The following is a 22,912-nucleotide window of genomic DNA, read 5'->3' as shown; positions in this document are numbered from 1 at the left end:
ATGTCGGATAATGATAGCGCGGCTTTATGCAATGCGGTAAATCAAGCCGATAATGATTTTGACGACACGGCGGTGGATCAAGCAGTTATGCCGTGTATGAGCATACCGGGACCTTTATGCTTTACCATTAGTCACTACAATGATTACTTAAATTACAATTGGAGTCGATTTTATACATCCGATGATTATGGTGAGATAGGATTAGATTTAGACGGATACATGGGTGATCCCCAATCTGTTACGGCTTTGCAAACAGGTTATGTGTATATTTATAAGGGAACGAGTCTTTGGAAGGTATTTACAGTCACGAATGGGCAATATCAGGAAGTCAGCGTTTCTGGTGGCAATGTCAGTTATGGTTCAAGCATCGGGCCCGCTAGAAACCATGTATTTATCGAAGACTACTTCGAGTCAGAGCACAGCATTCCTGAGCAAATTGTTATCATCGACAGTCTTATTCGCCTTAGCCCGAACCGTTTGTCAGGCCACTTGCATAGTATTGATGCTGATCCTAGGAGGCGAGGCGTTATTTTTCAGCTTTCATTTTCACGTATGTCAGATGCACCAGAAACGCCGCTGGCAGGGAGCGAAATCCTAGAGAACTACCGCAGTCGAGGTGATACGCCAGACCTAGTTACCTATAACATGAAAAAACAGACTTTTGACGGTGAGACAGGTTTTGATTTACGTCGACCTCATGCATTTAATGAGGCAAATAGACGCAATGAGGTTTACCGAGAAAGACTACAGACCTACCAAATATGGCTGAACGACGAAGACCGAAATAAAGAAGCATATATTCATCAAATAATTGCCGCAACTATTCGGCAAGACTCCGATCGGGAAGATGCTATTAATATGCCCCTACTAAGACGTTGGAAGCGTAATGACAATGAAGAATATCGACAGCATTTTTTCCCCTTGCATTACGCGACGGAAGCTTTAATTGCGTGGCTTGATTCGTCGATTTTTAAAGAGTGGCTTTTAGATTATAACCATAGTGACGATGATGATACTCAAGAATTAAGTTTAGGAGCTTTTGTGTCGGGCATCATGGAATTATCTCTTTCAAATAGAGGAAGGGAATTTCTAGAAGAACATTTTGACGATCCTCGTTCTTTTTTCAACATGGCGACCCATATTCCTGAGATTCGACGCGAATACTCTGACCCTGCAGCCCATTCAAATTTCGCGGTGGAAGTTAGAAAAGTGAGTAATGTAATCTTTGCTGGGCTGCATGAGTTTGCGGCACTGATCGTCAAAGACAATGGGGACCCACGTCAAGTTACTAGCCGCCTTATTCGATGGGCGCAAACGAAAGGGGTTAGGATTCAAAGCAGTCAAAGCCGAGCATCCCGAACAGTGGGTACACGTCTTGCGCATATTGACTTGGATGCACTTGAGTCAAGCGCCGCCAGTATGCGCAATTTTGCCGATAGTACGAGCGGTAGGTCGATTATCACCTTTTTCGAAGTGATTAATTTAAGTATTGCAATATACGGTGTGAGTGAAGCCTATAGAGCACCGAGAGGCGAAGGGTATAACTCTAATCTAATATTTAACATCATCAACGCAGCAGGCGCGACAGCTGACATGACCGCGGCAGGTCTTTTGGAGCGACATGCTGCTAGATTTATACAAAGAAGAGGCTGGCAAGCGTCTCGTATTTACGGCTTAGTTGTCTTTGCGGGTATTGTCGATGTAATTATTGGTGCTCGAGGGGTGACCCAAGAGATGAGTAGTGGTGACTATGATGCTGCCTTTGGGTGGGCGGTATTTACGGTGGGCGGCGTAATAGTCGCTGTGGGTGGATATTTGCAGCTTACAGGCGGAACAGTAGCAGTTGGTTCTGGAGGGACTGGATCTGTGCCGGGCGGGGCATTAATATTACTTGGCTTTGTTGTTGAGGCCATTGGCTTACTGTGGGTTTGGTTGGCCAATGACGACGAATTCGACGAATGGTTGAAACAAAGTCGCTTTGGCACAAACATTCAATCTAATTCGCTGGATGAAGATATTCGCCTATTGAATGAAATAATGTGTAAGTTTGAAGTGGAGGCAGACTTTGTTAGCGACCGACGCGTAAATTTAGAGATTACTCCGCGCTTGTTCACCGAAGAATCAGTATTAGAACTTACCAATATTACTACTGGCGCAAGGGCTCGTGCGATTGAATACTTGATAGGGGATAGAGATGACCTCACGGTTGGGGCATCAGGTCATGGCAACTTTACCATCGATCCTGGAGGCTCAAGTAGAGGCGTTACCTTCGAAAGAGAAGATGGGCGAGTTACTAAAATAACCTTGTCCATCTGGGCGAGACAAGATATTGACTCTGTTCGCGGTAATGCAGATTTGAACATCGGGCCTGGTGGATATATTCACGGTTATACAACTCGCTTTAATGTTCAAAAAGGTTTTTTTGAATGATGACGGTCAGTGGTCTGTGCAAGAAATCAAACGGTGAGTTTGAATATCTTTTATCAACACCCCGTGGCCTTATATCATATCTTTTAATGGTGATTTCTGGTGCTGCCTCTGCGGTATTTGTACCCTTAAGTATGTTTGCATTTTTTACTCAAGAGAACGCACCGAATGATTTCGCAATTACAGCGCTGATATGCTTATTATTGTTTAGTGTGGTTTTAAGCGATCGCATTATGTCTCGCAAGAATGGCGCGAGGATTAGGTTTTTTAGTTCAAATGCCGGAATGAAATTCGAGCTTATAAGTCAAAACAAAAAGAAAATAAAAACGGGGTTAGTTGAAGCCGATACCTTCAAAATCTCTCCGCTAAAGCAACATGGCAAGGTCGGCAAACTTGTCACACCAACATTATCTATGTTTTTAGAAGTTGGTGAGCACCTTCCTCCATACACCATTGAAATCAGTGGTCGTATTATGATTTCTTTATTGAACGCAGCTACACCCGAAGCCTTGGAAGCAAAATCTGTCAAGTTTTGTGAAGCGATAGGTATTGATTATGAAACGTCAGTAGCAGTGCTAAGCTAAGTCAACGTTTTGTAGGGACGCCAAATAGGTCGGGCGTTTATTTTGCTCAAGTTGGATGCGAATGTACCTATTTGGAGAAGCTTATGTTAATGATAAGCGACGAGCAACATGCACGGATATCACCCGCCCATTTCTTAAACAACGCAGAGCGCTTTTTGCGAGAGCGTGCCACCTGCTGAACGATGTTCGCTGTGCTTGAGGACGAAGCGCTGCTGGCTAAACTTTGATCATTGGTATATCAAACGACAAGCGAATATTTGCTCGCTACGATGTTTTTGTTTGCGATTGCCGTTTATTGTAAACAATAAAGAGAACAAAACCTTAAACTAGAAAGTGCACCAGAAAATGGTCCTGTGTCTGAGCCGTGCGCCAACATGCACCAAGTAGCTCAGAGTTTTTATGACGACGCGGATAAAAATGGCGCCGAATATCCCGCTGCATCTTCAAGTTATCAATACTGGCACGCAAGTTGTAATACCCAGCTTCAATTACACCTAGCTGTCAAAAAATTGATATATGCAACTTGTTTCTTTTTTCCAAAATGTTGATAAAAACCAGTTCAAGCAATTTACCACTGGTTTAGGCGCGCCAATCATCGTGCTAGCGCTTATGGGTATGGTGATATTACCAATGCCTGCTGTTCTGCTAGATGTCCTATTTAGTTTTAACATTGCACTTTCTCTCGTCATTATTTTGGTCTGTGTATTTACTTCCCGCCCTATAGATTTCGGCATTTTCCCGCTCGTGCTATTAGTCGCGACGGTTTTACGACTCGCACTCAACGTCGCTTCTACGCGTGTTGTTCTGCTAGAGGGGCACGAAGGTGGAGACGCCGCGGGTAAAGTGATTCAAGCCTTTGGTGAAGTGGTTATTGGCGGCAACTATGCAGTGGGTGTGGTTGTATTCGCTATCTTGTTGATTATCAATTTTAAAGTAGTGACTGCCGGTGCCGGACGAATCTCAGAGGTGAATGCGCGTTTTACCTTAGACGCGATGCCCGGAAAACAAATGGCGATAGATGCTGACTTAAACGCCGGCTATATCGATCAGGATCAGGCTCGAAAAAGGCGCGAAGAAATCACTGCAGAAGCAGACTTTTACGGCTCAATGGACGGTGCGTCAAAATTTGTGAAAGGCGACGCGGTTGCAGGCCTTTTCATTATGTTAATCAATATTGTTGGTGGTCTTTTCATCGGCATGTATCAGCACAGCTTAGACTTTAACAACGCCATGCAAGTTTACACCATGCTAACTATTGGTGATGGCCTGGTAGCTCAAATTCCTTCTTTGCTCCTGTCGGTGGCGACTGCCATTATCGTGACTCGTGAGAATGACACCCAAGAAATGGGCGATGAAATTCGAGAGCAGTTATCCAACAAGCAAGCTTTGTATATTACCGCTGGCATCTTATTCATCATGGGTATCGTGCCTGGCATGCCGCATTTTGCGTTTTTAAGCTTTGCGGCACTTGTGGGTGGTTACGCCTACTACCGTGAGTACAACCGCAAGCGTATGTTAGAAGAAGCAGCACGTGTTGAAGCGCTTCCTGATCCACAAGTCGCTAATCAAGAGGTCAAAGAGCTTGGGTGGGATGACGTTCAGCCAGTGGATATTATTGGCTTAGAAGTCGGTTATCGCTTAATCCCGCTGGTAGACAAGTCGCAAGGTGGTGAGTTACTCAATCGCATTAAAGGCGTGCGTAAAAAGCTCTCTCAAGAGCTTGGCTTCTTAGTCCCGCCAGTTCACATTCGAGACAATTTAGACTTCTCTCCGAGCGCTTACAATATCTCTATGCTTGGCGTCACAGTAGGTGAGTCGGAAATTAGTCACGACAGCGAGTTGGCGATTAACCCTGGTCAAGTATTTGGCACCCTTGAGGGCACACCTACTACAGACCCTGCATTTGGCCTTGAAGCGGTATGGATTAAAGCTAGTCAGCGCGACCATGCACAAACGCTTGGTTATACGGTGGTAGACGCTGCAACTGTAATCGCAACGCATTTGAGTCAGTTACTGAGTACACATGCGCATCAATTACTCGGACATGAAGAAGTACAGCAGTTACTCGACATGCTTGAGAAAACGCATCCTAAGCTTGTTGAGGGCTTAGTGCCTGACATACTCCCACTTAGTACCGTGGTAAAAGTATTACAAACGCTGTTGTCAGAAGGCGTGCCTATTAGAGACATGCGTACCATTGTCCAAACCCTTTCAGAGTATGGCCCAAAGAGCCAAGACCCAGACGTTCTGGTATCGGCACTTCGTATCGCACTTAAAAAATTAATTGTGCAAGAAATTACGAATGGCGCACAAGAAATTCCAGTGATTACGCTTGCCCCTGATTTGGAACAGATGTTGCATAAGTCACTTCAAGCAGGTGGAGAAGATGGCGCTGGCATTGAGCCAGGCCTAGCTGAAAAGCTAAGTGAATCGCTATCTCAGGCACATCAGCAGCAAGAATTAGCAGGCGAGCCCGCCGTGTTATTGACATCGGGTATGTTACGCCCCGTGTTATCAAGATTCTTAAAGCAGTCTGTGAGTGGTTTACACGTGTTGTCATACCAAGAAATACCTGACGACAAACAAATAAAGATTGTCTCATCGGTGGGTCAATAATTCGGCGTAAATGCTGAGCAGTTAACGAGGAAGATATGAAAATTAGACGTTTTTTTGGCAAAGATATGCGTGAAGCCCTCAAGCAAGTGAAAGACGAGCTAGGTGGTGACGCTGTTATTATGTCTAATAAAAAAGTTTCTGGAGGCGTGGAGCTAGTTGCAGCGGTTGATCCAGGCGCTAACCCTGAACCTCCTGTCAGTCTGGCTAAGGCGAGCAAACCTAGCAAGACAACACCCACGCTCAGTGAAGTGATTGGTGATGACATTCCCGACAGTTTACAAGCCTTGCTTGAAAAGCAGTCTGCAAGTTCTCAGCTTAGCTCCGCGCCAAATCCTTACTCAATGAATACTCAATCAAACGCTGCTATACAACAAGCGAAAGCGCGCGAGCAAATGCGTGCTGATGATGAAATTGTTCGCTCGCCAGCCTTTGCACAAGACAACGAAGACGAAAAACTGAGTAACAGTCAAGCCGCCAGCCTTACGCCACCACCGAGCGTATTGGAGCAAGACCAAATGGATACCATAAAGGCAGAGCTTGAGTCGATAAAAAACGTGTTGAAGTTTCAAGTTTCAGAGCTGGCTGATGAGCGCAAGAAACGCAACAACCCAACTCATCATTATTTGCATGAACAGTTAATCAGCATGGGCTTAGGGCAAAAACTTGCGCGTCAGTTTATCGACTTTTTGCCCCACAACGTGGATGAGAAGCAAGGTTGGAAATACCTGCTTAACCTATTGTCGAATCGCTTGCACGTGGGTGGAAACGATATTCTAGAACAGTCTGGGGTGGTTGCCCTGGTTGGTCCTACTGGAACAGGCAAAACTACGACATTAGCGAAACTGGCGGCGAAATACGCGCAAAAATATGGCGCTGATCAGGTTGCCATGATTACCATTGATACCTATCGCATTGCCGCATATGAGCAACTGGCAACCTATGGCCGCATTATTGGCTGCAGTGTGAAAAAAGCCCAAAACGCAGAAGAGCTTAATCAATTGCTCTACCAAATGCGCAACAAAAAATTAGTGTTAATAGACACTGCCGGTTTCAGTCAGCGAGATGCTCGCTTAATTGAGCAGCTCAATGAGTACGAAACTGGCTTATCTGTCAATATCCGCAAGTACCTTGTGCTTCCCGCAGGCGCGCAATACCAAGTGCTGACGCAAACCGTCAAGGCTTATCACTCCACTGATATTCAAGGCTGCATATTCACCAAGCTAGATGAATGTTACAGCCTGGGAGAAGCACTGAGCGTGGCAATAGAAAACGATCTGTCACTAAATTATGTGACCGATGGTCAGCGTGTTCCGGAGGATATCAAACTCGCAGACTCGGCTAATTTAACCCTTGTTGCTGCCAAGCTTCATAAAAAATATGGTGTGCATGCAGACGACGAGGCGGCTTTCGCCTTAGCCGGTGGTCTATGATAATCGATCAAGCAAGTAGCTTAAGAACTATGAATCAATCAAAACAAATAAAAGTCATTGCGGTGACCGGCGGTAAAGGTGGTGTTGGTAAGACCAATATTACACTCAACCTCGCAGTATCGGCAGCTAAACGTGGAAAACGCGTAATGGTGCTCGACGCTGACCTTGGCCTAGCCAATGTTGACGTAATGCTCGGCTTAAGAGTCGACAGAAACTTAGCGCATGTCTTGTCAGGCGATTGCACCCTAGATGAGGTGTTAGTTACCGGTCCTCATGGCGTAAAAATTGCGCCTGCAACGTCGGGTACGCAATCAATGGCAGAGCTTGGGCAGCATGAGCACGCGGGTTTAATTCGTGCTTTTAGTGAGCTGAAAACACCCATCGATATGATGTTGGTTGATACCGCAGCCGGTATATCTGACATGGTGGTGAGTTTCTCACGTGCGGCGCAAGACGTGATGATAGTTGTCTGTGACGAGCCAACATCGTTAACCGATGCCTATGCATTAATTAAAATTTTAAATCGAGAACACGGCGTGTTTAAGTTCAAAGTGGTAGCCAATATGGTGCGCTCTGAACGAGAGGGTCGTGAGCTCTTCAGTAAGTTGTCAAAGGTCACTGGACGCTTTTTAGACGTAGCGCTGGAATTAGTCAGTATCGTGCCATTTGACGAGAATGTAAGAAAGGCCGTTCGCAAGCAAACTGCACTTGTAGATGCTTACCCTGGTTCACCTGCTGCAAAAGCCATTGCAAAGTTAGCAGAGAGAGCCGTGACCTGGCCGATTCCCACACAAGCAGGCGGACACTTGGAGTTCTTTATTGAAAACCTAGTGTCTTTGCATGAGTAGGTAAATAAAAGTGAGTAATAAAGTGACCGTATATCAACAGCAAATAGACAAAAACCAATTGGTTGAGCGTCATGCTCCGCTCGTGAAACGCATCGCTCACCACTTAATGGCTAGATTACCTGCAAGTGTGTTAATCGATGATCTCATTCAATCAGGCATGATTGGCCTACTAGAGGCTGCTCGAAATTTCGACGGCACGAAAGGCGCAAGTTTTGAGACCTTCGCCGGTATTCGCATAAGAGGCGCAATGCTCGATGAAATTCGCAAAGGTGACTGGACACCGCGCTCCGTGCACAAGAACTCTAGAGCAATTACAGAGGCCATCAATCTGGTTGAAAAAGAAACTGGAAGGGATGCTCGCGATACAGAAGTCGCCGAGGTTATGAACGTATCTGTACAAGAATATCATCAAATGCTCAACGAAGTGAATGCAGGCAAACTGGTCGGCATTGAAGACTTAGGCGTGAGTGAAGATGTGCTTTCAAACGAAGAAAACAAGGGGTCAGACAAACCTTTTGAAGAAATGATGCAAGGATCATTTCAGAAAGCGCTGGCGCGGGCGATAACTACATTACCAGAGCGCGAAGCTATCGTATTGTCACTTTACTATGACGAAGAGTTAAATTTACGAGAGATTGGTGAAGTGCTCGAAGTAAGTGAATCTCGCGTCAGTCAAATTCACAGCCAGGCCATGCTGAAATTGAAAGCGAAGATGCAGTCGTGGCGCACTGCTGAATAGCCCTTACTGTGAAATCAAGTAAGCGCGACATAAATAAAGATTAGATAAATCACATTTTCCATTGCGGAGGTAGTTTTGGATAAGAACATGAAAATTCTCGTTGTTGATGACTTTTCAACGATGCGAAGAATCATCAAAAATTTGCTGAAAGACTTAGGCTTCACAAACGTGCAAGAGGCAGATGACGGAAATACGGCATTGCCTATGCTAAATCAAGGTGATTTCGACTTTGTAGTGACTGACTGGAACATGCCAGGTATGCAAGGTATTGATTTGCTACGAGCAATACGTGCTGACGACAAGTTAAAGCATTTACCCGTGTTAATGGTAACGGCTGAAGCTAAAAAAGAGCAGATTGTTGCAGCAGCTCAAGCAGGTGTAAACGGCTATGTTGTTAAGCCATTTACTGCCGCGACGCTGAAAGAGAAGTTAGACAAAATCTTCGAACGCTTAGGATAATTCTTGTTTTGAGACATTCTCATTCAACGAGATCCTTACGATTAAAAGGAAGGTCTAATGACTAATGAAGCATCTTTGATTTCGCTTGAAGAGGCGCAGGCTTTGGTCCAGCACATCCAAGCGGGTGAAATTGAATCAGCCAACAACATTGTGCATAACATCACGATGCGTGAATCGACAGAGCTTTTCTCTGAAGTGGGCAAGCTCACACGTCAACTACATGACTCTTTATCGACGTTTCAGCTTGACCATAGGTTGGCAGACATAACGAATACCCAAATTCCTGACGCGCAATCGCGGCTTGAATACGTCATTGAACAGACAGAGCAAGCCGCCAACTCTACGATGGATGCAGTTGAGCGTAGCATGCCCATTGCTGAAGCCTTAAATGACCGTCTAAATACCGTGATGCCCGAGTGGAAGAAGTTGATGTCTCGGCAGATTGAACTCGGTGAGTTCAAGAGCCTGTGCTTAGAGCTGGACACGCTTTTAAACGATGCTAGAGAGGACTCCGCAAACCTCAATACCATGCTCACTGAAGTGTTGATGGCACAAGGTTATCAGGATCTTACCGGTCAGGTCATTAAGCGCGTTATCGAACTTGTCAAAGAAGTGGAAGATAACTTAGTAGATATGCTCTCTGCCTTTAGTGATGAAGAAGCTAAACGCGACAAGCATTGTTCTTCTACAAAAACGAACAGTAGCACTGTTGACAAACCCGATACTCAACCTTCTGCAGAATCTGACGATAAAGAGAAAGCCGAAGGGCCAATTATTGACGCAGCAACGCGTAACGACGTCGTACAAGGACAAGACGACGTTGACGATTTACTGTCTAGTTTAGGTTTTTAGGGGAGCAAACGAATGTCGTTTGAAGTTGACGAGGATATCTTGCAAGACTTTCTGGTGGAAGCCGGAGAAATATTAGAGCAATTGCAAGAACAGCTCGTAGATTTAGAAAACAACCCGGAAGATTCCGATCTGTTGAATGCTATTTTCCGTGGCTATCATACTGTAAAAGGTGGCGCAGGATTTTTGTCGCTTACCGAGCTAGTGGATATTTGTCACGGTGCTGAGAACGTATTCGATATTATGCGTAATGGCCAGCGCACGCTAACGCCAGAACTGATGGATGTGATCCTCCAAGCCACAGACGTTGTGGTAGACATGTTCGAAAATGTGAAGGCCAGAGAGCCATTACAGGCAGCGCCTCCTCACTTAATTGATTTGCTGCACAAGCTAAGCACGCCAGAGCAAGAGGGTGAACAAATATTTGTTGCCGAAGACGCAGGTGAAGCTATTGTTAGCGAAGTAGCTCAGACCTCAGACGAAGGCGTCGATCAATCTCCCACGCCTGAGTTAAGTGATTCTGCTGCTGATCAAGAAGGTATTGACGAAATAACCGAAGACGAATTTGAAGCCTTACTTGATGAACTTCACGGTGATAAAGGTCCTAGCGCAAAGCAAAACGAAGACAGCGCCAAAAATGATTCTCAAGCGTCATCAGCTTCAAATAACGACGCAAGCGCTAGTGAAGACATTAGCGATGATGAATTTGAGGCTTTGCTAGATGACCTTCACGGCAAAGGTAGTTTCAAAGCTGACGCCGGTGCTAATAAATCTATCTCAAACGATAGCAAAGATACGAGCAATGCCACTACAGGCTCAGATGACGATGAAATAACCGACGAAGAGTTTGAAGCCTTACTTGACGATTTACACGGTCAGGGTAAAGCCCCCGTCGATAGCAAAAGCAGCACAGAAGCAAAGGCAGAATCTGCAAGTAAGCCGGCAGCATCGAAAGCGAATTCGCCAGATACAGAAAAAGAAACACCAAAGGCGGCGGCAGATACAACTGTTTCTGATAAGTCTACAAAAGCACCTGCCAAGGCCACTGCGCCTAAAGTGCCTGCAAAAGCAGCGGGCAAGAAGTCGGACAAACCAGCAGCGCCTCAAGGTGAAACAACTGTGCGGGTTGATACCAAACGCCTAGACCAGATTATGAATATGGTAGGTGAGCTTGTGTTGGTGCGAAACCGCCTATTGAGCCTGGGAATCAACCTAGCTGACGAAAGCATGTCCAAAGCCATAGCGAATTTGGATGTGGTCACAGGTGACTTGCAAGGTGCGGTGATGAAAACGCGCATGCAGCCTATTAAAAAGGTATTTGGTCGCTTCCCTCGCGTCGTTCGAGATTTGGCTCGTACGCTGAAAAAAGAAATATCACTTGTATTAGAAGGCGAAGAAACCGATTTAGATAAGAACCTAGTTGAGGCCTTAGCCGACCCATTGGTGCATTTGGTCAGAAACTCTGTGGATCATGGCATCGAAATGCCAGATGATCGCGAGGCGGCCGGCAAACCGAGAATGGGTACAGTAAGACTTGCTGCGTCTCAAGAAGGCGATCATATTTTATTAACCATTGCCGATGACGGCAAAGGAATGGATGCTGAGAAGCTGAAAGAAATTGCGATTAGTCGAGGTGTGTTAGACGCTGATTCGGCTGCCCGTATGTCAGATGTTGAAGCATTTAACTTGATTTTTGCCCCGGGCTTTTCTACCAAGACGGAGATCAGTGATATTAGTGGCCGTGGTGTTGGTATGGATGTGGTGAAAACCAAAATCAACCAGCTTAATGGCTCTGTGACCATTGACTCAGAAATGGGTAAGGGCACTACCCTCGAAATCAAAGTGCCGTTAACCCTTGCAATCCTGCCGACGTTGATGATTGTTGTTGGCAAACAGACGTTTGCTTTACCACTTGGTTCAGTAAACGAAATTATCAATATGGACTTGAGCAAAACGAACACTGTTGACGGACAATTGACCATGATTGTGCGCTCTAAAGCCATACCGTTGTTCTATCTAAATGATTGGCTAAACCCCATGAACCCGAGCGACGATCGTTCACAAGGGCATGTGGTCGTAGTTCAAATCGGTACGAAGCAAATTGGCTTTGTTGTAGATTCTCTGATAGGTCAAGAAGAGGTTGTTATCAAACCGCTTGATGCCCTGCTTCAGGGGACAGCCGGAATGGCCGGTGCGACGATTACTTCGGATGGTGGCATTGCCCTTATTCTAGATATCCCAAGCTTGCTCAAACGTTACGCTTAAGCACTAACGTAAATATTAGCCCAGTGAAGGCTTAAATGAAGGTTATAACGGTAGTCAATCAAAAAGGCGGTGTGGGTAAAACCACTACCGCCATTTCTTTAGCGGGCGCTTTGTCGACCCAAGGCTATAAAGTCTTGTTGGTCGATTTAGACCCTCAAGCCTCTTTGAGTCAGTACCTCGGTTTTAATGTAGACAGTCTCAATGCGACTTTATATGACGTATTTACCCAAGATGATGCATCACTTGAAGCAATATCGGCACTTCATGCCACACCACTCAACCAGATCGCGATATTGCCCGCTCACGGTGCACTAGCGACACTTGATAAACAGTTTGGGACTGCACAAGGTAAAGGTTTAGTCATTCGCAAAGCCTTGGGACAACTGGACACTGCCTTTGATTATGCAATTGTCGATTGCCCACCATCGCTTGGTGTTCTGATGATTAACGGTTTATTGGCGGCAGATGCGATTGTTTTACCCACACAAACTGAGCATCTTGCCCTTAAGGGGCTGCAAAGCATGCTTAGCACCATTGACCAGTTAACGAACAGCTTAAAGCCCAATGTTGTTAAGAAAGTGGTGGCAACTCTATTTGATCGTAGGGTAAATGCCTGTATCAATACCTATAACAAAATGCGTGTTAGCCATGCAGAGTATATTTGGCGAGGATACATTCCAAACGATACAAAATTTAGAGATGCCAGCGAGAAAGGCGTGCCCGTGAATGTGGTTGCTAAGCAGTGCCGAGGTGCCTTTGCATATGACAAATTAGCTAACGAATTAGTTGCGAAATTGGCATGAGTGATGCTTCGACTCCAGATATAGATATTGCTGACATCAACATCGCTGACATGAAATCGACGAATCACGCATCACCGGCAAGAAAAGCCTTAACGACTTACTTCGAAAGTTTAGTCAAGCATGATGACATACATGAGAAGGCTGACGACTTAGCGATTGCCGCTCGTTTGCTCGAAAGTGCGAATCGCGTTTTAGTTGGCGAGACTTCATCTGTTAAAGAATTATATGTGCCGGGCAGAGACGCCGCGATAGCGAAATACGATGCAAAAGAGCCAGCCGTTTCTCGTGCACCACTAAAAATGACTGAAGCAATCGAAGAATCCAATAAAGAAATTGTTGATTCGGTCGAAACAGTAAGCAGAGAAGTCGATCATTGCACTGCACCCTTAGCAAGCGACGTGTCGCTATGCGATGCAGTAGGCAGTCGTTTTCAAGCGCTCTTTTTTGAGGTGGCTGGTTTGACACTTGCTATCCCGCTTGTGAAGTTAGGTGGGATATTGCAAATACACGACATTAATAAGCTGCCAGGCAAGCCCGATTGGTACATGGGAATGCTGTTGAAGCAAACTACCAGCGATGATGGTAGTCACGAGAATAAATACCACTGCGTAAATACTGCGAAGTGGATAATGCCTGAAAAGTATAACGATGCCCTAGAGGCGCAGCTCAATTACGGTTATGCGATTCAGTTAGAAAAAACCCCTTGGGTGATTGCTTGTTCGAGTCTATCGACAACGCATGAGCTTCATCATGAGGATGTAAATTGGCGAGATCAACGTGGCAAGCGGCCATGGCTCGCTGGAATGATTAAACAGAAAATGTGTGCTTTGATTGACCCTTCACAGCTTGTGAAGATGTTCGAATCAAAACCATTACAAGCGCAATTAGTGTGATAACGGAGTAAAATCTATGTCTGAAGAAAGAGCGACAGCAGCGGCCGCCGATCCAAACGATGAAGTCCTTCAGTGGGTAACCTATCGTTTAGACGACGAAACCTACGGCATCAATGTAATGCAGGTGCAAGAAGTGCTTCGCTACACTGAGATTGCGCCCGTGCCTGGAGCACCCAATTACGTGATGGGCATCATTAACTTGCGCGGTAACGTCGTCACCGTTATTGATACGCGCGCTCGTTTTGGTTTGCCATCATCTGAAATTACCGATAATTCAAGAATCGTAATCATCGAATCAGATGAGCATGTGGTCGGTATTTTGGTAGATAGCGTTGCCGAGGTGGTGTACTTGCGTTCAAGCGAAATCGACAGTGCGCCAAACGTGGGTACGGAAGAAAGCGCTAAATTTATCCAAGGCGTGTCTAATCGTGACAATGAGCTTCTGATTCTTGTGGATCTTAACAAACTGTTAAGTGACGAAGAATGGGATGACGTAATGGCAATTTAGTGCCAATAGACGACAGATAAACGAAAGGCGGCAGGCTAGAGCTCTGTCGCCTTTTTTTGTAAATTTAATGCACATTTCACGGTAGACAGACACGCACCGAGCACATAAGCTTGTGCACTAACGAGACGTAAAAGACGATTGATATAGCCATGCTTGAAACGACTGCCGATAACACCCTTTTATGGGTAATGCTCTCAATAACATTAGCGTGTATTGCAATGTTGCTTGTATTGGCGCTTTACGCTAAACAGCTAAATGCAAAACTGATGCGTGCAATTGGCCTAATTGACGATTTGTATAAATTGACACAAGCGCAAAGCAAACAAATTCAGGGCATTGAAGATCAATCGAAAAGTGATGTCTTGCACATCCGAAAACGCATAGATGAAAGTGCAGAAGAGGCAGGGCGACTGGCTGCCAACACTGAGCTTCGGATTGAAAAAGTTGAATCAACGGTGGAGCGAATCGAAGAGCAAGATCCTGCGCTTAAGATGTATAGCAAAGCTAGCAAACTGGTAGAGCAGGGCGCTAGCCTTGAAGATATTATGGAGGCAAGTGGACTACCAAGAGCGGAAGTGGAAGTATTGGTGTCGCTTAACTCTAAAGCTAAGGTTAAAAATTAAGCGACAAAACGCCTATTTTACTGGAGCAGGTCTTGGGTCAAAATCAGTATTTGCCATATAGGTTGTTACCATTGCCCATACGCTTTGATTCTGCTGTATGTCCTTGATATCGACTTTATCAAGGGTGTCATTAGGCGTGTGGTGATAGTCAAAATAGTATGTCCCATCCTGCTTAAGCGCAATTACAGGTACGCCCTGCGCAGGTAACATGGATACATCGGGGCCACCATTGGTAGTGTTGTTTCCGAGTATTATCCCCATGCCGGCTAATGCATCATAAAGCTCAGTAGGATGATTTCGCACATCAGGATTGAATCGTGTATCAATCTGATAAATTTGGCCTGCCCCAAAGTCAGACTCAGCTGCCATGATGATGTTTTTCAAATCATCTTTATTCGCCCGTGTATACTGATATGCGCCCACAAGGCCAATCTCTTCTGCCGCATACAGTATCACTCGAATTGTCCGTTTAGGCTGACCAAGCGTGTCTTTGATAATTTTTGCAGCGGCCATGACGATACCCACGCCCGCTCCATCGTCCAATGCGCCTGTGCCTTCATCCCAAGAATCTAAATGCGCCGATATAAGCACCACTTCTTCAGGCTTTTCACTACCTGTAAACTCGCCAATCACGTTGTGAGACGTTTGCCATCCGGCGTCTTTAGCTTGCATGTTAATGCTCAAGATGATGTCTTCATTAGTCTTATCAAACATCGCTTCTAAATTGTCGGCATCGGCAGTAGAAATGGCGCCAGCAGGTATTTTTGCTACTTCGTCGTTATAGCGCATGATGCCCGTGTGAGCAAAGCGCGAGTTGTCCGTTCCCACAGAACGGATAATCACGGCTTTTGCGCCTAGCTTGGCCGCTTCTACCGCCCCATTCACACGGTTTGGCACAACCTTGCCATAGAATCGCCCGGCTCTGTCGCGCTGCATGCGAGTGTTTAAAAATACAATATTTCCTTCCACACTCCCAGGTGAAGCCTTCGATAAGCTCTCTAAGTCTTCGAACATTAACACTTTGGCCTGAATACCATCGCCTGGCGTAGCGATACTTCCGCCAAGCGCTGAGATGACCAAAGGCTGCTCGAAGGGTGAAAGCGTTTTGGCATCTGCAAATCCACGCTCCCAATTGCGAACTCGCACTGGCTGCTTGTAGACTTTATCGAATCCCATTTCATTAAATTTGTTTTCTGCCCATGCAACGGCTGCTCTATCGCCCTTTGAACCCGCTATTCGCGGACCAACTTCAACCGTTAGTGAGCGCACAATCTCGTACGATAACTCGCTTTGCTCACTGGCAGCTTTGACTTGTTCAATTTGCTGCGTGATTTGTGTATTTTTTATTCCCTCATGAGAGCGAATTGTTGCATCGGTTTGAGGAGTTTGTGCTGTCGTGGTGGCGTTTTCGAGCCTTGCAGTATCTTCTAATTGAGAGCAGGCGCTTAACAAAAAAATACTGGCGATAAGCGTAGGTATTAGCTGTGTTGTTTGATTTGAGTTCGTAAAAGAATATTTTGAAGGCACGTTAAAACTGGCTCTAATAATGAATGACTGCTGTATAGAATATACAAGCAGTCAAAATTTACCAGCGGCGACTTAAAAAGTTTCATACAACAGTCGCCCTTCATTGAGCAGGATTCAAGCTAACTAAATCTATTTAGGCGCTCTCTTAAGGATGGCGCGCTCGCTAGCACTTGCTAGCACCTTTGCCGAGAATTCGCCCAGTGCTTGCGAATTAGCGAGTCCAGAAAACTGCTCCGACTCTAGACACTCAACTTCAGCAACCATCACATCTTCGCTCGTTAAGGTGGTGTGAACGCTGTGTGCAACATATACGGCAGCGGCGGGAAACATTAGCATTGCACTTGTAAAAGCTATCGCATACTTGTTGACGGTGTTCATGGTGGCTCCTAAAAAACTTCATGTTGTTTACGTGGTAGTTAATTCTTGTTTTGCATAACTTAGACCAAATTTTAACTATATGATTTTATTGTTAATTTGTATTTTAGTGAACACTGTTACCAACTAAATAGTGTGAATTTGACCAAAATATAGTGGATATTATAATTGTGTAGTGGTCAGAATTTTCTCCAACTAGCAACGCGCTTTATGGCAGTAGCATTATAGATTGGTAATAAGGTCGTTCGCTTGTTATAAACCGATAGTGCTTGCGACTCGCCATATACTGCCATCGGTTTTGCTCATCAGGTATAAGTCACCCATTGCGTCTTTGGCGATACGAAGGTCAGCTCGCTCATTGTTAACGAGTGAACTGACGCTAAGGCTTATTCCATTTTGCTCAAGCGATACTTTGGTAATGTTCTCAATTGGCGCGGGTGAAAACGGATTTTCTTTGAACCAGTTTTGACTAATCGCATATAGACTTCCATCAACAATGTCGCCGAATAAATATTTGCCTGACAAATGCGGCAACGTGTCACCATCATAAGGGAAGCCCGATGCAATGGCATACATATCGTCGTGATCGAGCATGACGCTTGGGTCTTTTGCTAGCGCAGAGGCGTTTTTTCGATGATATACATTCTTTTGCTCAGTGCTTGTAATGGGAAACACAAACGTGCCCTCATAATCAGGCCAGCCATAATTTTTACCAGCCTTTACCACGTTCAACTCTTCTATTTGCAAATGCGTTGGGCCTTTGTGTCGCGGAAGCCGTTTGATTACTTTGCAAATATTCAATGATTGCCTCAAGTTGTGATGCAGACAAATTGAAGGCCGGCATCTGCGCAGGGTACAAACTGGTTACGTGCATCGCACGCTCGTCTCCCGCGTCGGCCAGACCTTTTGGATCGCTAATGAATGCCTTCACCCACTGTTTGTCTTTATAGGTATTTTTATCGCGAAAAAGCTGGCCCAGAAAGGGGCCAATGCCGTTCGCCTCAAAGTTATGACAAGCACCACACTGTTGCTCAAACAGCACTTTTCCTTCGCTTAGTGCTTGCTGCGCTTGAGCATGCGTAGCAAGCACTATGCTAATAGAGGTTGCGATGGTCAATACAGCATTCATTTTAAGGCTCAATCGGCGAGAGCTTATGCATTTGATTGTCTACTGCGCAAAAAATAGAAGCAATTATAAAAATAAAAAACCCTTTCTGATTTCTCGTTCGTTGGTAGGGAATAAGCGCGGCTATCGCCATACGCGAAACCGTTATAGCGCCAAGTAATATTTGGGATAATCCATAAGTTAAGTGAAGGAATAAAACATGATAACAGTGAACGCTAAGCTTTTTTCTAAAGCATTTAGATATAGCCTTATAACAATAGCTGTGACGGGTATAGCAGCCTGTGCGGGTCCAGTTGTTGAATCTCGCCATGCAAAACAACAAAAAGAGCCAGAGACTGAATTAAACACAGAGAGAAAGGGAGTACAGAATGCGCAGATCATCGCGCCAGAAGACACAGAACTAGAAGCCATCTCTCTTACCGGATCATTGCATTTAGCCGAAGCAGATATGGCACAGGAAAGGTATCGTGGACCTGCACAATCAACGCCGCTGGCGGGCGTGTATATGCCTGGATTGTCTCAACCGGATTTTACGCATAAGCACATAGTAAATACTGAAAGCTATCAGGATATTCAAGAAAACAAGGTGAAACTTGTGAAAGCAGAGCCGCTTTCTACTTTCTCAATTGATGTGGATACGGGTAGTTATGCCAATGTGAGGCGCATGCTTATGCAAGGCATGACGCCGGTAGCTGATGCGGTGCGTGCCGAGGAGTTTATAAACTATTTCTCCTACGATTATCCATCGGCGCCAAGCAGTGAAGAACCATTCAGCGTGACCACTGACATTGCAGTATCTCCTTATAATGACCAACGACATTTGATGCGCATCGGCCTTAAAGGCTACATGCCAGATGCTGATAGTTTTAAAGGCAGTAACTTTGTTTTTTTGCTGGACGTATCAGGCTCTATGAATCAGCCAAATAAACTTCCCTTGCTCAAACGGTCGCTAACTATGTTGACTAAACAACTTAGCGAAGAGGATTCGGTCTCTATCGTTGTTTATGCGGGCGCATCTGGTGTGGTGTTAGAAGGCGCACAAGGAAACGATGTAAAGGCGATTTCACGTGCTTTAGACTCACTCAGTGCTGGCGGCTCAACTAACGGAGCGGCGGGTATTGAGCTTGCTTACAGACTGGCCGAAGATGCCTATATTGAAGAGGGTAATAATCGCGTCATTTTAGCCACCGACGGCGATTTCAATGTAGGGATGACCGATCAAGACGCATTATTAGATTTAATCAAAGCAAAGCGAGATAAAGGAATCGCTTTAACGACCTTAGGTTTTGGTCAAGGTAATTATAACGATTACCTGATGGAGCAACTCGCCGATGCTGGTAATGGAAACTATGCCTACATCGACACAATTAATGAAGCGCGCAAAGTGCTCGTTAACGAAATGCACTCAACCATGCACATGATTGCAAAGGACGTCAAAATACAAGTGGAGTTTAATCCAGCCGTGGTGTCTCAATATCGTTTAATCGGCTATGAAAATAGAGCCCTAGCAAATGACGACTTTAACAACGATAAAGTAGATGCAGGTGATATTGGGGCGGGGCACACGGTAACGGCCTTGTATGAGCTAGTATTGACTACTAGCAAAGATAAATTTGTAGATGAGCTTAAATATGCGTTTAGCAATGACCAAACAAGTGCAGCCTCACATTCAAGTGCCAGTAGTGATGTTGCCACGGTGAAATTGCGATATAAAACACCGCATTCTGACAGCAGTCGCTTGATAGAAAAAAGTTTGACTCAAAAGCAGATTGTAGACTTTGCGCAAAGTGCACAAGACTTTCAGTTTGCGGTTGCGGTAAGCAGCTTCGCACAAAAAGTAAAGGGCGGTAAGTTTTCAGATGCAATGAGTTATGATGATATTATGAGTATTGCGAAACGAACAAAAGGACATGATCCTTTTGGTTATAGAAGTGAGTTCATTCAACTAGTGGATATTCAGTCTTCTACTCATGACAACCTTAGCATGCACTTAGCGCCAGTGATGGATAATGATGACGCAGCACCGAGCTTTAAACCTGCTTTCTGACGAGCAGTTGTTTATCGCCTTTATAAAAGGTGATTTTACCTCATTTGAGGCGCTTTATGCCCGCCATAAAGGCGGGCTATATCGCTATTTGTTGCGCCAGCTTAAAAACGAAGCGCTAGCTGAGGATATCTATCAAGACGTTTGGAGCAAAGTGCTATCGGCGGCATCTACCTATACAGCAGACGCGAAATTTAGCACATTTTTGTACACCCTAGCTCGAAACAAAGTGATTGACCATTCGCGCCATAGCAAAATGAAAAGCAAGATTGAGGTAGGCAGTGCAGACCAAATCATGCGCACGCGAAACGAAAATGACGCAGAACCTGAGCTAAGAGGCAAACAGCCCATTGAAGAACAAGCGCTTGATTCTGACCCCGCTTCGCCTGAGCGGAACTTGCTGATAAAGTCTCAGCAAGTTGCTATTGAGCACTGCCTTGAAAAACTGCCTGAGCACCAGCTAGAGTGTTTCTTGCTGAAAGAAGAGGGCGGTTTTACAGCAAATGAAATTGCTGAGATTATCGCCACGGGCTTTGAAGCCACAAAAAGCCGTTTGCGCAACGCTTATCAATCATTACGCAAGTGTTTAAGCATTAAACTAGAGGGGGAGCGCTATGTCTAAGCGGACAGATTCCGACCCCGCCCGCAACAGCGATGAGCAATTCGTGAGCGGTATCTACAAGTCTACACAATCGAAAATGCCCTGCAAAAGCCTTGATGAAGCAGTTTTAGCAATGGCACGAAAGCGCGCGAAAAGCAAAAAGCCGACTTATTTAAACTGGCTCAGCCTAAGTTCGGTCGCAGCGTCTGTGCTCATCGTCTCTGTGTTATATTTGCTTGTGCCAATAGAGCCGCTTTATTCGCCATCACCATCGCAAGAACCTGCCAACGCGGTACCTTTGGAGATGCATCAAACAGCGCCAGGGGCACCTTCTCCTGAACAGCATTCAGTCGATGCAGTGGAGTCTGAGCTAGAACACGTCATAGTAACAGGACAAAAAGTATATGACCTAGGCCAGCAAGATGTGCTTGAGGACGACAAACAAGTCGAGCAAGAACAAAATTACGCTCAGGAATATGATTTAGCTTTAGTGAAGCATATTGAAGTATTGAAAGCTCGGGCTAACTCCCAACTGCAAGTAGTCTTAGATGCCCAAGCTTTATCTCGAAACGGCAGCCAAGCGCTGACTTCGAGAAATCGTTTGGCTCAGCTAAATGAGAACGATACACCACCTCCTAGTGAACCGGCTGAGAGCAGCGATGGCATTAGCAAGTCAACACCTTCCGAAGATGCGCTCACTAGGGCACTATTTGAGACGCTCTTAAAACTCAAAACCTTAGATGAGGACTTTGTATTGGATGATAAGTATGCAAAGGTGTTGAATGATGAGCAAAGAAGCATGCTTGATGTGAAGTAATCTCGACTTGAACCGGAAACCTCGATAGCAGAGCGGAATCAAGTCTGGTTGACTGCTGTATACGCAGAACGGACCTTGACGCAATGTATTTTTACTGCAAAGGGCAGCAGGACTTACAACAATATGGTGGAAACACTGACATCCCAATTGCCCAACTCCTAAACCAATAGTCTATCTACACATGATCTTGAGGACCAATACGTCATGAAAGAATTCAACATGTAAACAAATCAATTCAATCAAAAAGGCAACTGTCACAAAGAGCAGTAAATAGCTTTAATTCTTCTAATACCCCCTAATATCAGTGACGTTGAGCGTAATTCGATAATTGTGGCTCAAACCGATCTCGGGTTAATTAACCTCAACTCGGGATAAGCGACAGCGCCAAGTAGCGCTAAAAACGCGAATTACTTCGTTGCAAAAGCGAGCAATAGAATGACTATTACGTCACTTTTGCGCCTTGTACTTCACGTTTTTATCACTACTTGGTGCTAGTTTAATAAGTACGTAGTTAAAACAAGCATTTGCACTATCGCTTATCCCGAGTTGAGGTTAATTAAAATTTTCAATCATAGGCGAGTTTTTTACATTTTTATCGTTGTAACCGCAAACGACCAATGAGGTGACTGGACAGTCAGACATCAGATAAAATCTTTCGGATAATTCAGCGTAGCTTGAAACGATATCTGCAATTTCTCTAAACATTTGATCTCGAATTTCAGTAGGTAAAGTCAACGGCTTTACAATGACAAAATCATTAAATTGTGACACGTTTGACAGTCTACCAGCTACAACCTTTAGCGCGTTTTCAATTTCCTTGAATACAAACTGAGCGCTCTCAACGAATCCAATAGGCGCCTCTACAAGAAAGGAAATATTACCTTTTGCGGAAAGCGAAATAAGCCCGATGTCTTCCAGTTTTCTGAGATATCGATGCGTTGATGCTTGCGTCAGATGATATTCAGATTGTATGTTTTTTGGTGGTTTTTTGTTGAAGAATAGTTCTGCAAAATAATGAAAGAGGCATTCATTTTCACAGAATGCTAAATCTTGCTCTTCAGTGAATGAAGTATGCTTAGCTTTTGTGTCTTCTATCTCACTCAGTATTTCTGTTAGTGATAAACCTGCTGCATCGCACAAGGAGAGCAATTTAACAAAAGCAATGTCATCGGCATTTAGTTGACGCTTGATCGTAAGCAACGATACATCCAAGTTATCAGCAATTTGCTGATAAGTAATACGCTTTTCTTTCAGACGCTTTTTTATTTCATCGAGACAATTTTTCAGTTTCAAAGTTGATTTCATAAGAGCAAATTAGCATACCTATTTAATTATACAAGTATCATATATTGATACCTTGCTGAAAGTACTTTATTCA

21 protein-coding genes are annotated in these 22,912 nt (G+C 44.8%); 16 read left to right on the top strand and 5 right to left on the bottom strand.

What is annotated here, in order from left to right:
• From PN836_RS05740 to PN836_RS05680, 13 genes are all read left to right on the top strand, one after another.
• Entirely contained in the window at positions 1–2,430 is a 2,430-nt protein-coding gene (locus PN836_RS05740) for a hypothetical protein (RefSeq protein ID WP_395344293.1), read from the top strand.
• Positions 2,427–3,011: a hypothetical protein gene (locus PN836_RS05735; protein WP_395344292.1), complete on the top strand. Its 585-nt coding sequence runs from the start codon at positions 2,427–2,429 to the stop codon at positions 3,009–3,011. The genes PN836_RS05740 and PN836_RS05735 overlap by 4 nt, the downstream gene beginning before the upstream one ends.
• Positions 3,012–3,527: 516 nt before the next feature.
• Entirely contained in the window at positions 3,528–5,627 is a 2,100-nt protein-coding gene (gene flhA, locus PN836_RS05730; protein ID WP_395344291.1) for a flagellar biosynthesis protein FlhA, read from the top strand.
• A gap of 35 nt (positions 5,628–5,662) precedes the next feature.
• Entirely contained in the window at positions 5,663–7,057 is a 1,395-nt protein-coding gene (gene flhF, locus PN836_RS05725) for a flagellar biosynthesis protein FlhF (RefSeq protein WP_395344290.1), read from the top strand.
• On the top strand, positions 7,054–7,905 hold the full coding sequence (locus PN836_RS05720) for a MinD/ParA family protein (protein WP_395344289.1): 852 nt from the start codon (positions 7,054–7,056) through the stop codon (positions 7,903–7,905). Before flhF ends, PN836_RS05720 begins: the two co-directional genes overlap by 4 nt.
• A 10-nt stretch (positions 7,906–7,915) precedes the next feature.
• Positions 7,916–8,644, top strand: coding sequence for an RNA polymerase sigma factor FliA (locus PN836_RS05715; protein ID WP_395344288.1), 729 nt, complete (start codon positions 7,916–7,918; stop codon positions 8,642–8,644).
• Positions 8,645–8,719: 75 nt separating this feature from the next.
• Positions 8,720–9,103 (top strand): chemotaxis response regulator CheY, encoded by a 384-nt coding sequence (gene cheY, locus PN836_RS05710; protein ID WP_395344287.1) that lies wholly within the window; start codon positions 8,720–8,722, stop codon positions 9,101–9,103.
• 57 nt (positions 9,104–9,160) lie between these two features.
• Positions 9,161–9,955 (top strand): protein phosphatase CheZ, encoded by a 795-nt coding sequence (locus tag PN836_RS05705; protein ID WP_395344286.1) that lies wholly within the window; start codon positions 9,161–9,163, stop codon positions 9,953–9,955.
• A gap of 12 nt (positions 9,956–9,967) precedes the next feature.
• Positions 9,968–12,217 carry a chemotaxis protein CheW gene (locus PN836_RS05700; RefSeq protein ID WP_395344285.1) on the top strand — a complete coding sequence of 750 codons (2,250 nt, stop codon included), beginning with the start codon at positions 9,968–9,970 and terminating at the stop codon, positions 12,215–12,217.
• 35 nt (positions 12,218–12,252) lie between these two features.
• Entirely contained in the window at positions 12,253–13,020 is a 768-nt protein-coding gene (locus PN836_RS05695) for a ParA family protein (protein ID WP_395344284.1), read from the top strand.
• Positions 13,017–13,913 carry a chemotaxis protein CheW gene (locus PN836_RS05690; protein ID WP_395344283.1) on the top strand — a complete coding sequence of 299 codons (897 nt, stop codon included), beginning with the start codon at positions 13,017–13,019 and terminating at the stop codon, positions 13,911–13,913. Before PN836_RS05695 ends, PN836_RS05690 begins: the two co-directional genes overlap by 4 nt.
• Positions 13,914–13,929: 16 nt before the next feature.
• Positions 13,930–14,421, top strand: a complete 492-nt coding sequence (locus PN836_RS05685) for a chemotaxis protein CheW (protein WP_395344282.1) — start codon at positions 13,930–13,932, stop codon at positions 14,419–14,421.
• Between the two features lie 149 nt (positions 14,422–14,570).
• The gene (locus PN836_RS05680; RefSeq protein WP_395344281.1) at positions 14,571–15,044 is read left to right on the top strand and encodes a DUF2802 domain-containing protein; all 474 of its coding nucleotides are present in this window, start codon (positions 14,571–14,573) and stop codon (positions 15,042–15,044) included.
• A 12-nt stretch (positions 15,045–15,056) separates the two neighbouring features.
• Here PN836_RS05680 and PN836_RS05675 read toward each other — a convergent pair whose 3' ends face one another.
• The 4 genes from PN836_RS05675 to PN836_RS05660 form a co-directional block, all read right to left on the bottom strand.
• Complete coding sequence (locus tag PN836_RS05675; RefSeq protein ID WP_395344280.1) at positions 15,057–16,571, bottom strand: M20/M25/M40 family metallo-hydrolase; 1,515 nt, start codon at positions 16,569–16,571, stop codon at positions 15,057–15,059.
• 129 nt (positions 16,572–16,700) lie between these two features.
• On the bottom strand, positions 16,701–16,949 hold the full coding sequence (locus PN836_RS05670; RefSeq protein ID WP_395344279.1) for a hypothetical protein: 249 nt from the start codon (positions 16,947–16,949) through the stop codon (positions 16,701–16,703).
• A 249-nt stretch (positions 16,950–17,198) separates the two neighbouring features.
• The gene (locus PN836_RS05665; RefSeq protein ID WP_395344278.1) at positions 17,199–17,693 is read right to left on the bottom strand and encodes a PQQ-dependent sugar dehydrogenase; all 495 of its coding nucleotides are present in this window, start codon (positions 17,691–17,693) and stop codon (positions 17,199–17,201) included.
• The gene (locus tag PN836_RS05660; RefSeq protein WP_395344277.1) at positions 17,656–18,075 is read right to left on the bottom strand and encodes a c-type cytochrome; all 420 of its coding nucleotides are present in this window, start codon (positions 18,073–18,075) and stop codon (positions 17,656–17,658) included. The genes PN836_RS05665 and PN836_RS05660 overlap by 38 nt, the downstream gene beginning before the upstream one ends.
• Positions 18,076–18,271: 196 nt before the next feature.
• On the opposite strand from PN836_RS05660, the gene PN836_RS05655 reads away from it, so the two are divergent.
• The 3 genes from PN836_RS05655 to PN836_RS05645 are packed head-to-tail and all read left to right on the top strand — an operon-like array spanning position 18,272 to position 21,534.
• Positions 18,272–20,119 carry a vWA domain-containing protein gene (locus PN836_RS05655; RefSeq protein WP_395344276.1) on the top strand — a complete coding sequence of 616 codons (1,848 nt, stop codon included), beginning with the start codon at positions 18,272–18,274 and terminating at the stop codon, positions 20,117–20,119.
• Positions 20,082–20,738 carry a sigma-70 family RNA polymerase sigma factor gene (locus tag PN836_RS05650; protein ID WP_395344275.1) on the top strand — a complete coding sequence of 219 codons (657 nt, stop codon included), beginning with the start codon at positions 20,082–20,084 and terminating at the stop codon, positions 20,736–20,738. The genes PN836_RS05655 and PN836_RS05650 overlap by 38 nt, the downstream gene beginning before the upstream one ends.
• Complete coding sequence (locus tag PN836_RS05645) at positions 20,731–21,534, top strand: hypothetical protein (RefSeq protein WP_395344274.1); 804 nt, start codon at positions 20,731–20,733, stop codon at positions 21,532–21,534. The genes PN836_RS05650 and PN836_RS05645 overlap by 8 nt, the downstream gene beginning before the upstream one ends.
• 552 nt (positions 21,535–22,086) lie before the next feature.
• Here PN836_RS05645 and PN836_RS05640 read toward each other — a convergent pair.
• Positions 22,087–22,827, bottom strand: a complete 741-nt coding sequence (locus PN836_RS05640) for a hypothetical protein (protein WP_395344273.1) — start codon at positions 22,825–22,827, stop codon at positions 22,087–22,089.
• Between the last annotated feature and the right edge of the window lie 85 nt (positions 22,828–22,912).

The organism is Ningiella algicola (assembly GCF_028401415.2).
Taxonomy (GTDB): Bacteria; Pseudomonadota; Gammaproteobacteria; order Enterobacterales; family Alteromonadaceae; genus Glaciecola.
The sequence above is the reverse complement of the archived record's forward strand: the minus strand, read 5'-3'. Positions and strand labels throughout refer to the sequence as shown.

Bases quoted from the DNA above. Each gene is read 5' to 3' on its own strand.
- PN836_RS05740 (WP_395344293.1), top strand. From the start codon at position 1: ATGTCGGATAATGATAGCGCGGCTTTATGCAATGCGGTAAATCAAGCC.
- PN836_RS05735 (WP_395344292.1), top strand. From the start codon at position 2,427: ATGATGACGGTCAGTGGTCTGTGCAAGAAATCAAACGGTGAGTTTGAA.
- flhA (WP_395344291.1), top strand. From the start codon at position 3,528: ATGCAACTTGTTTCTTTTTTCCAAAATGTTGATAAAAACCAGTTCAAG.
- flhF (WP_395344290.1), top strand. From the start codon at position 5,663: ATGAAAATTAGACGTTTTTTTGGCAAAGATATGCGTGAAGCCCTCAAG.
- PN836_RS05720 (WP_395344289.1), top strand. From the start codon at position 7,054: ATGATAATCGATCAAGCAAGTAGCTTAAGAACTATGAATCAATCAAAA.
- PN836_RS05705 (WP_395344286.1), top strand. From the start codon at position 9,161: ATGACTAATGAAGCATCTTTGATTTCGCTTGAAGAGGCGCAGGCTTTG.
- PN836_RS05700 (WP_395344285.1), top strand. From the start codon at position 9,968: ATGTCGTTTGAAGTTGACGAGGATATCTTGCAAGACTTTCTGGTGGAA.
- PN836_RS05695 (WP_395344284.1), top strand. From the start codon at position 12,253: ATGAAGGTTATAACGGTAGTCAATCAAAAAGGCGGTGTGGGTAAAACC.
- PN836_RS05690 (WP_395344283.1), top strand. From the start codon at position 13,017: ATGAGTGATGCTTCGACTCCAGATATAGATATTGCTGACATCAACATC.
- PN836_RS05685 (WP_395344282.1), top strand. From the start codon at position 13,930: ATGTCTGAAGAAAGAGCGACAGCAGCGGCCGCCGATCCAAACGATGAA.
- PN836_RS05680 (WP_395344281.1), top strand. From the start codon at position 14,571: ATGCTTGAAACGACTGCCGATAACACCCTTTTATGGGTAATGCTCTCA.
- PN836_RS05670 (WP_395344279.1), bottom strand. From the start codon at position 16,949: ATGAACACCGTCAACAAGTATGCGATAGCTTTTACAAGTGCAATGCTA.
- PN836_RS05660 (WP_395344277.1), bottom strand. From the start codon at position 18,075: ATGAATGCTGTATTGACCATCGCAACCTCTATTAGCATAGTGCTTGCT.
- PN836_RS05655 (WP_395344276.1), top strand. From the start codon at position 18,272: ATGATAACAGTGAACGCTAAGCTTTTTTCTAAAGCATTTAGATATAGC.
- PN836_RS05650 (WP_395344275.1), top strand. From the start codon at position 20,082: ATGATGACGCAGCACCGAGCTTTAAACCTGCTTTCTGACGAGCAGTTG.
- PN836_RS05645 (WP_395344274.1), top strand. From the start codon at position 20,731: ATGTCTAAGCGGACAGATTCCGACCCCGCCCGCAACAGCGATGAGCAA.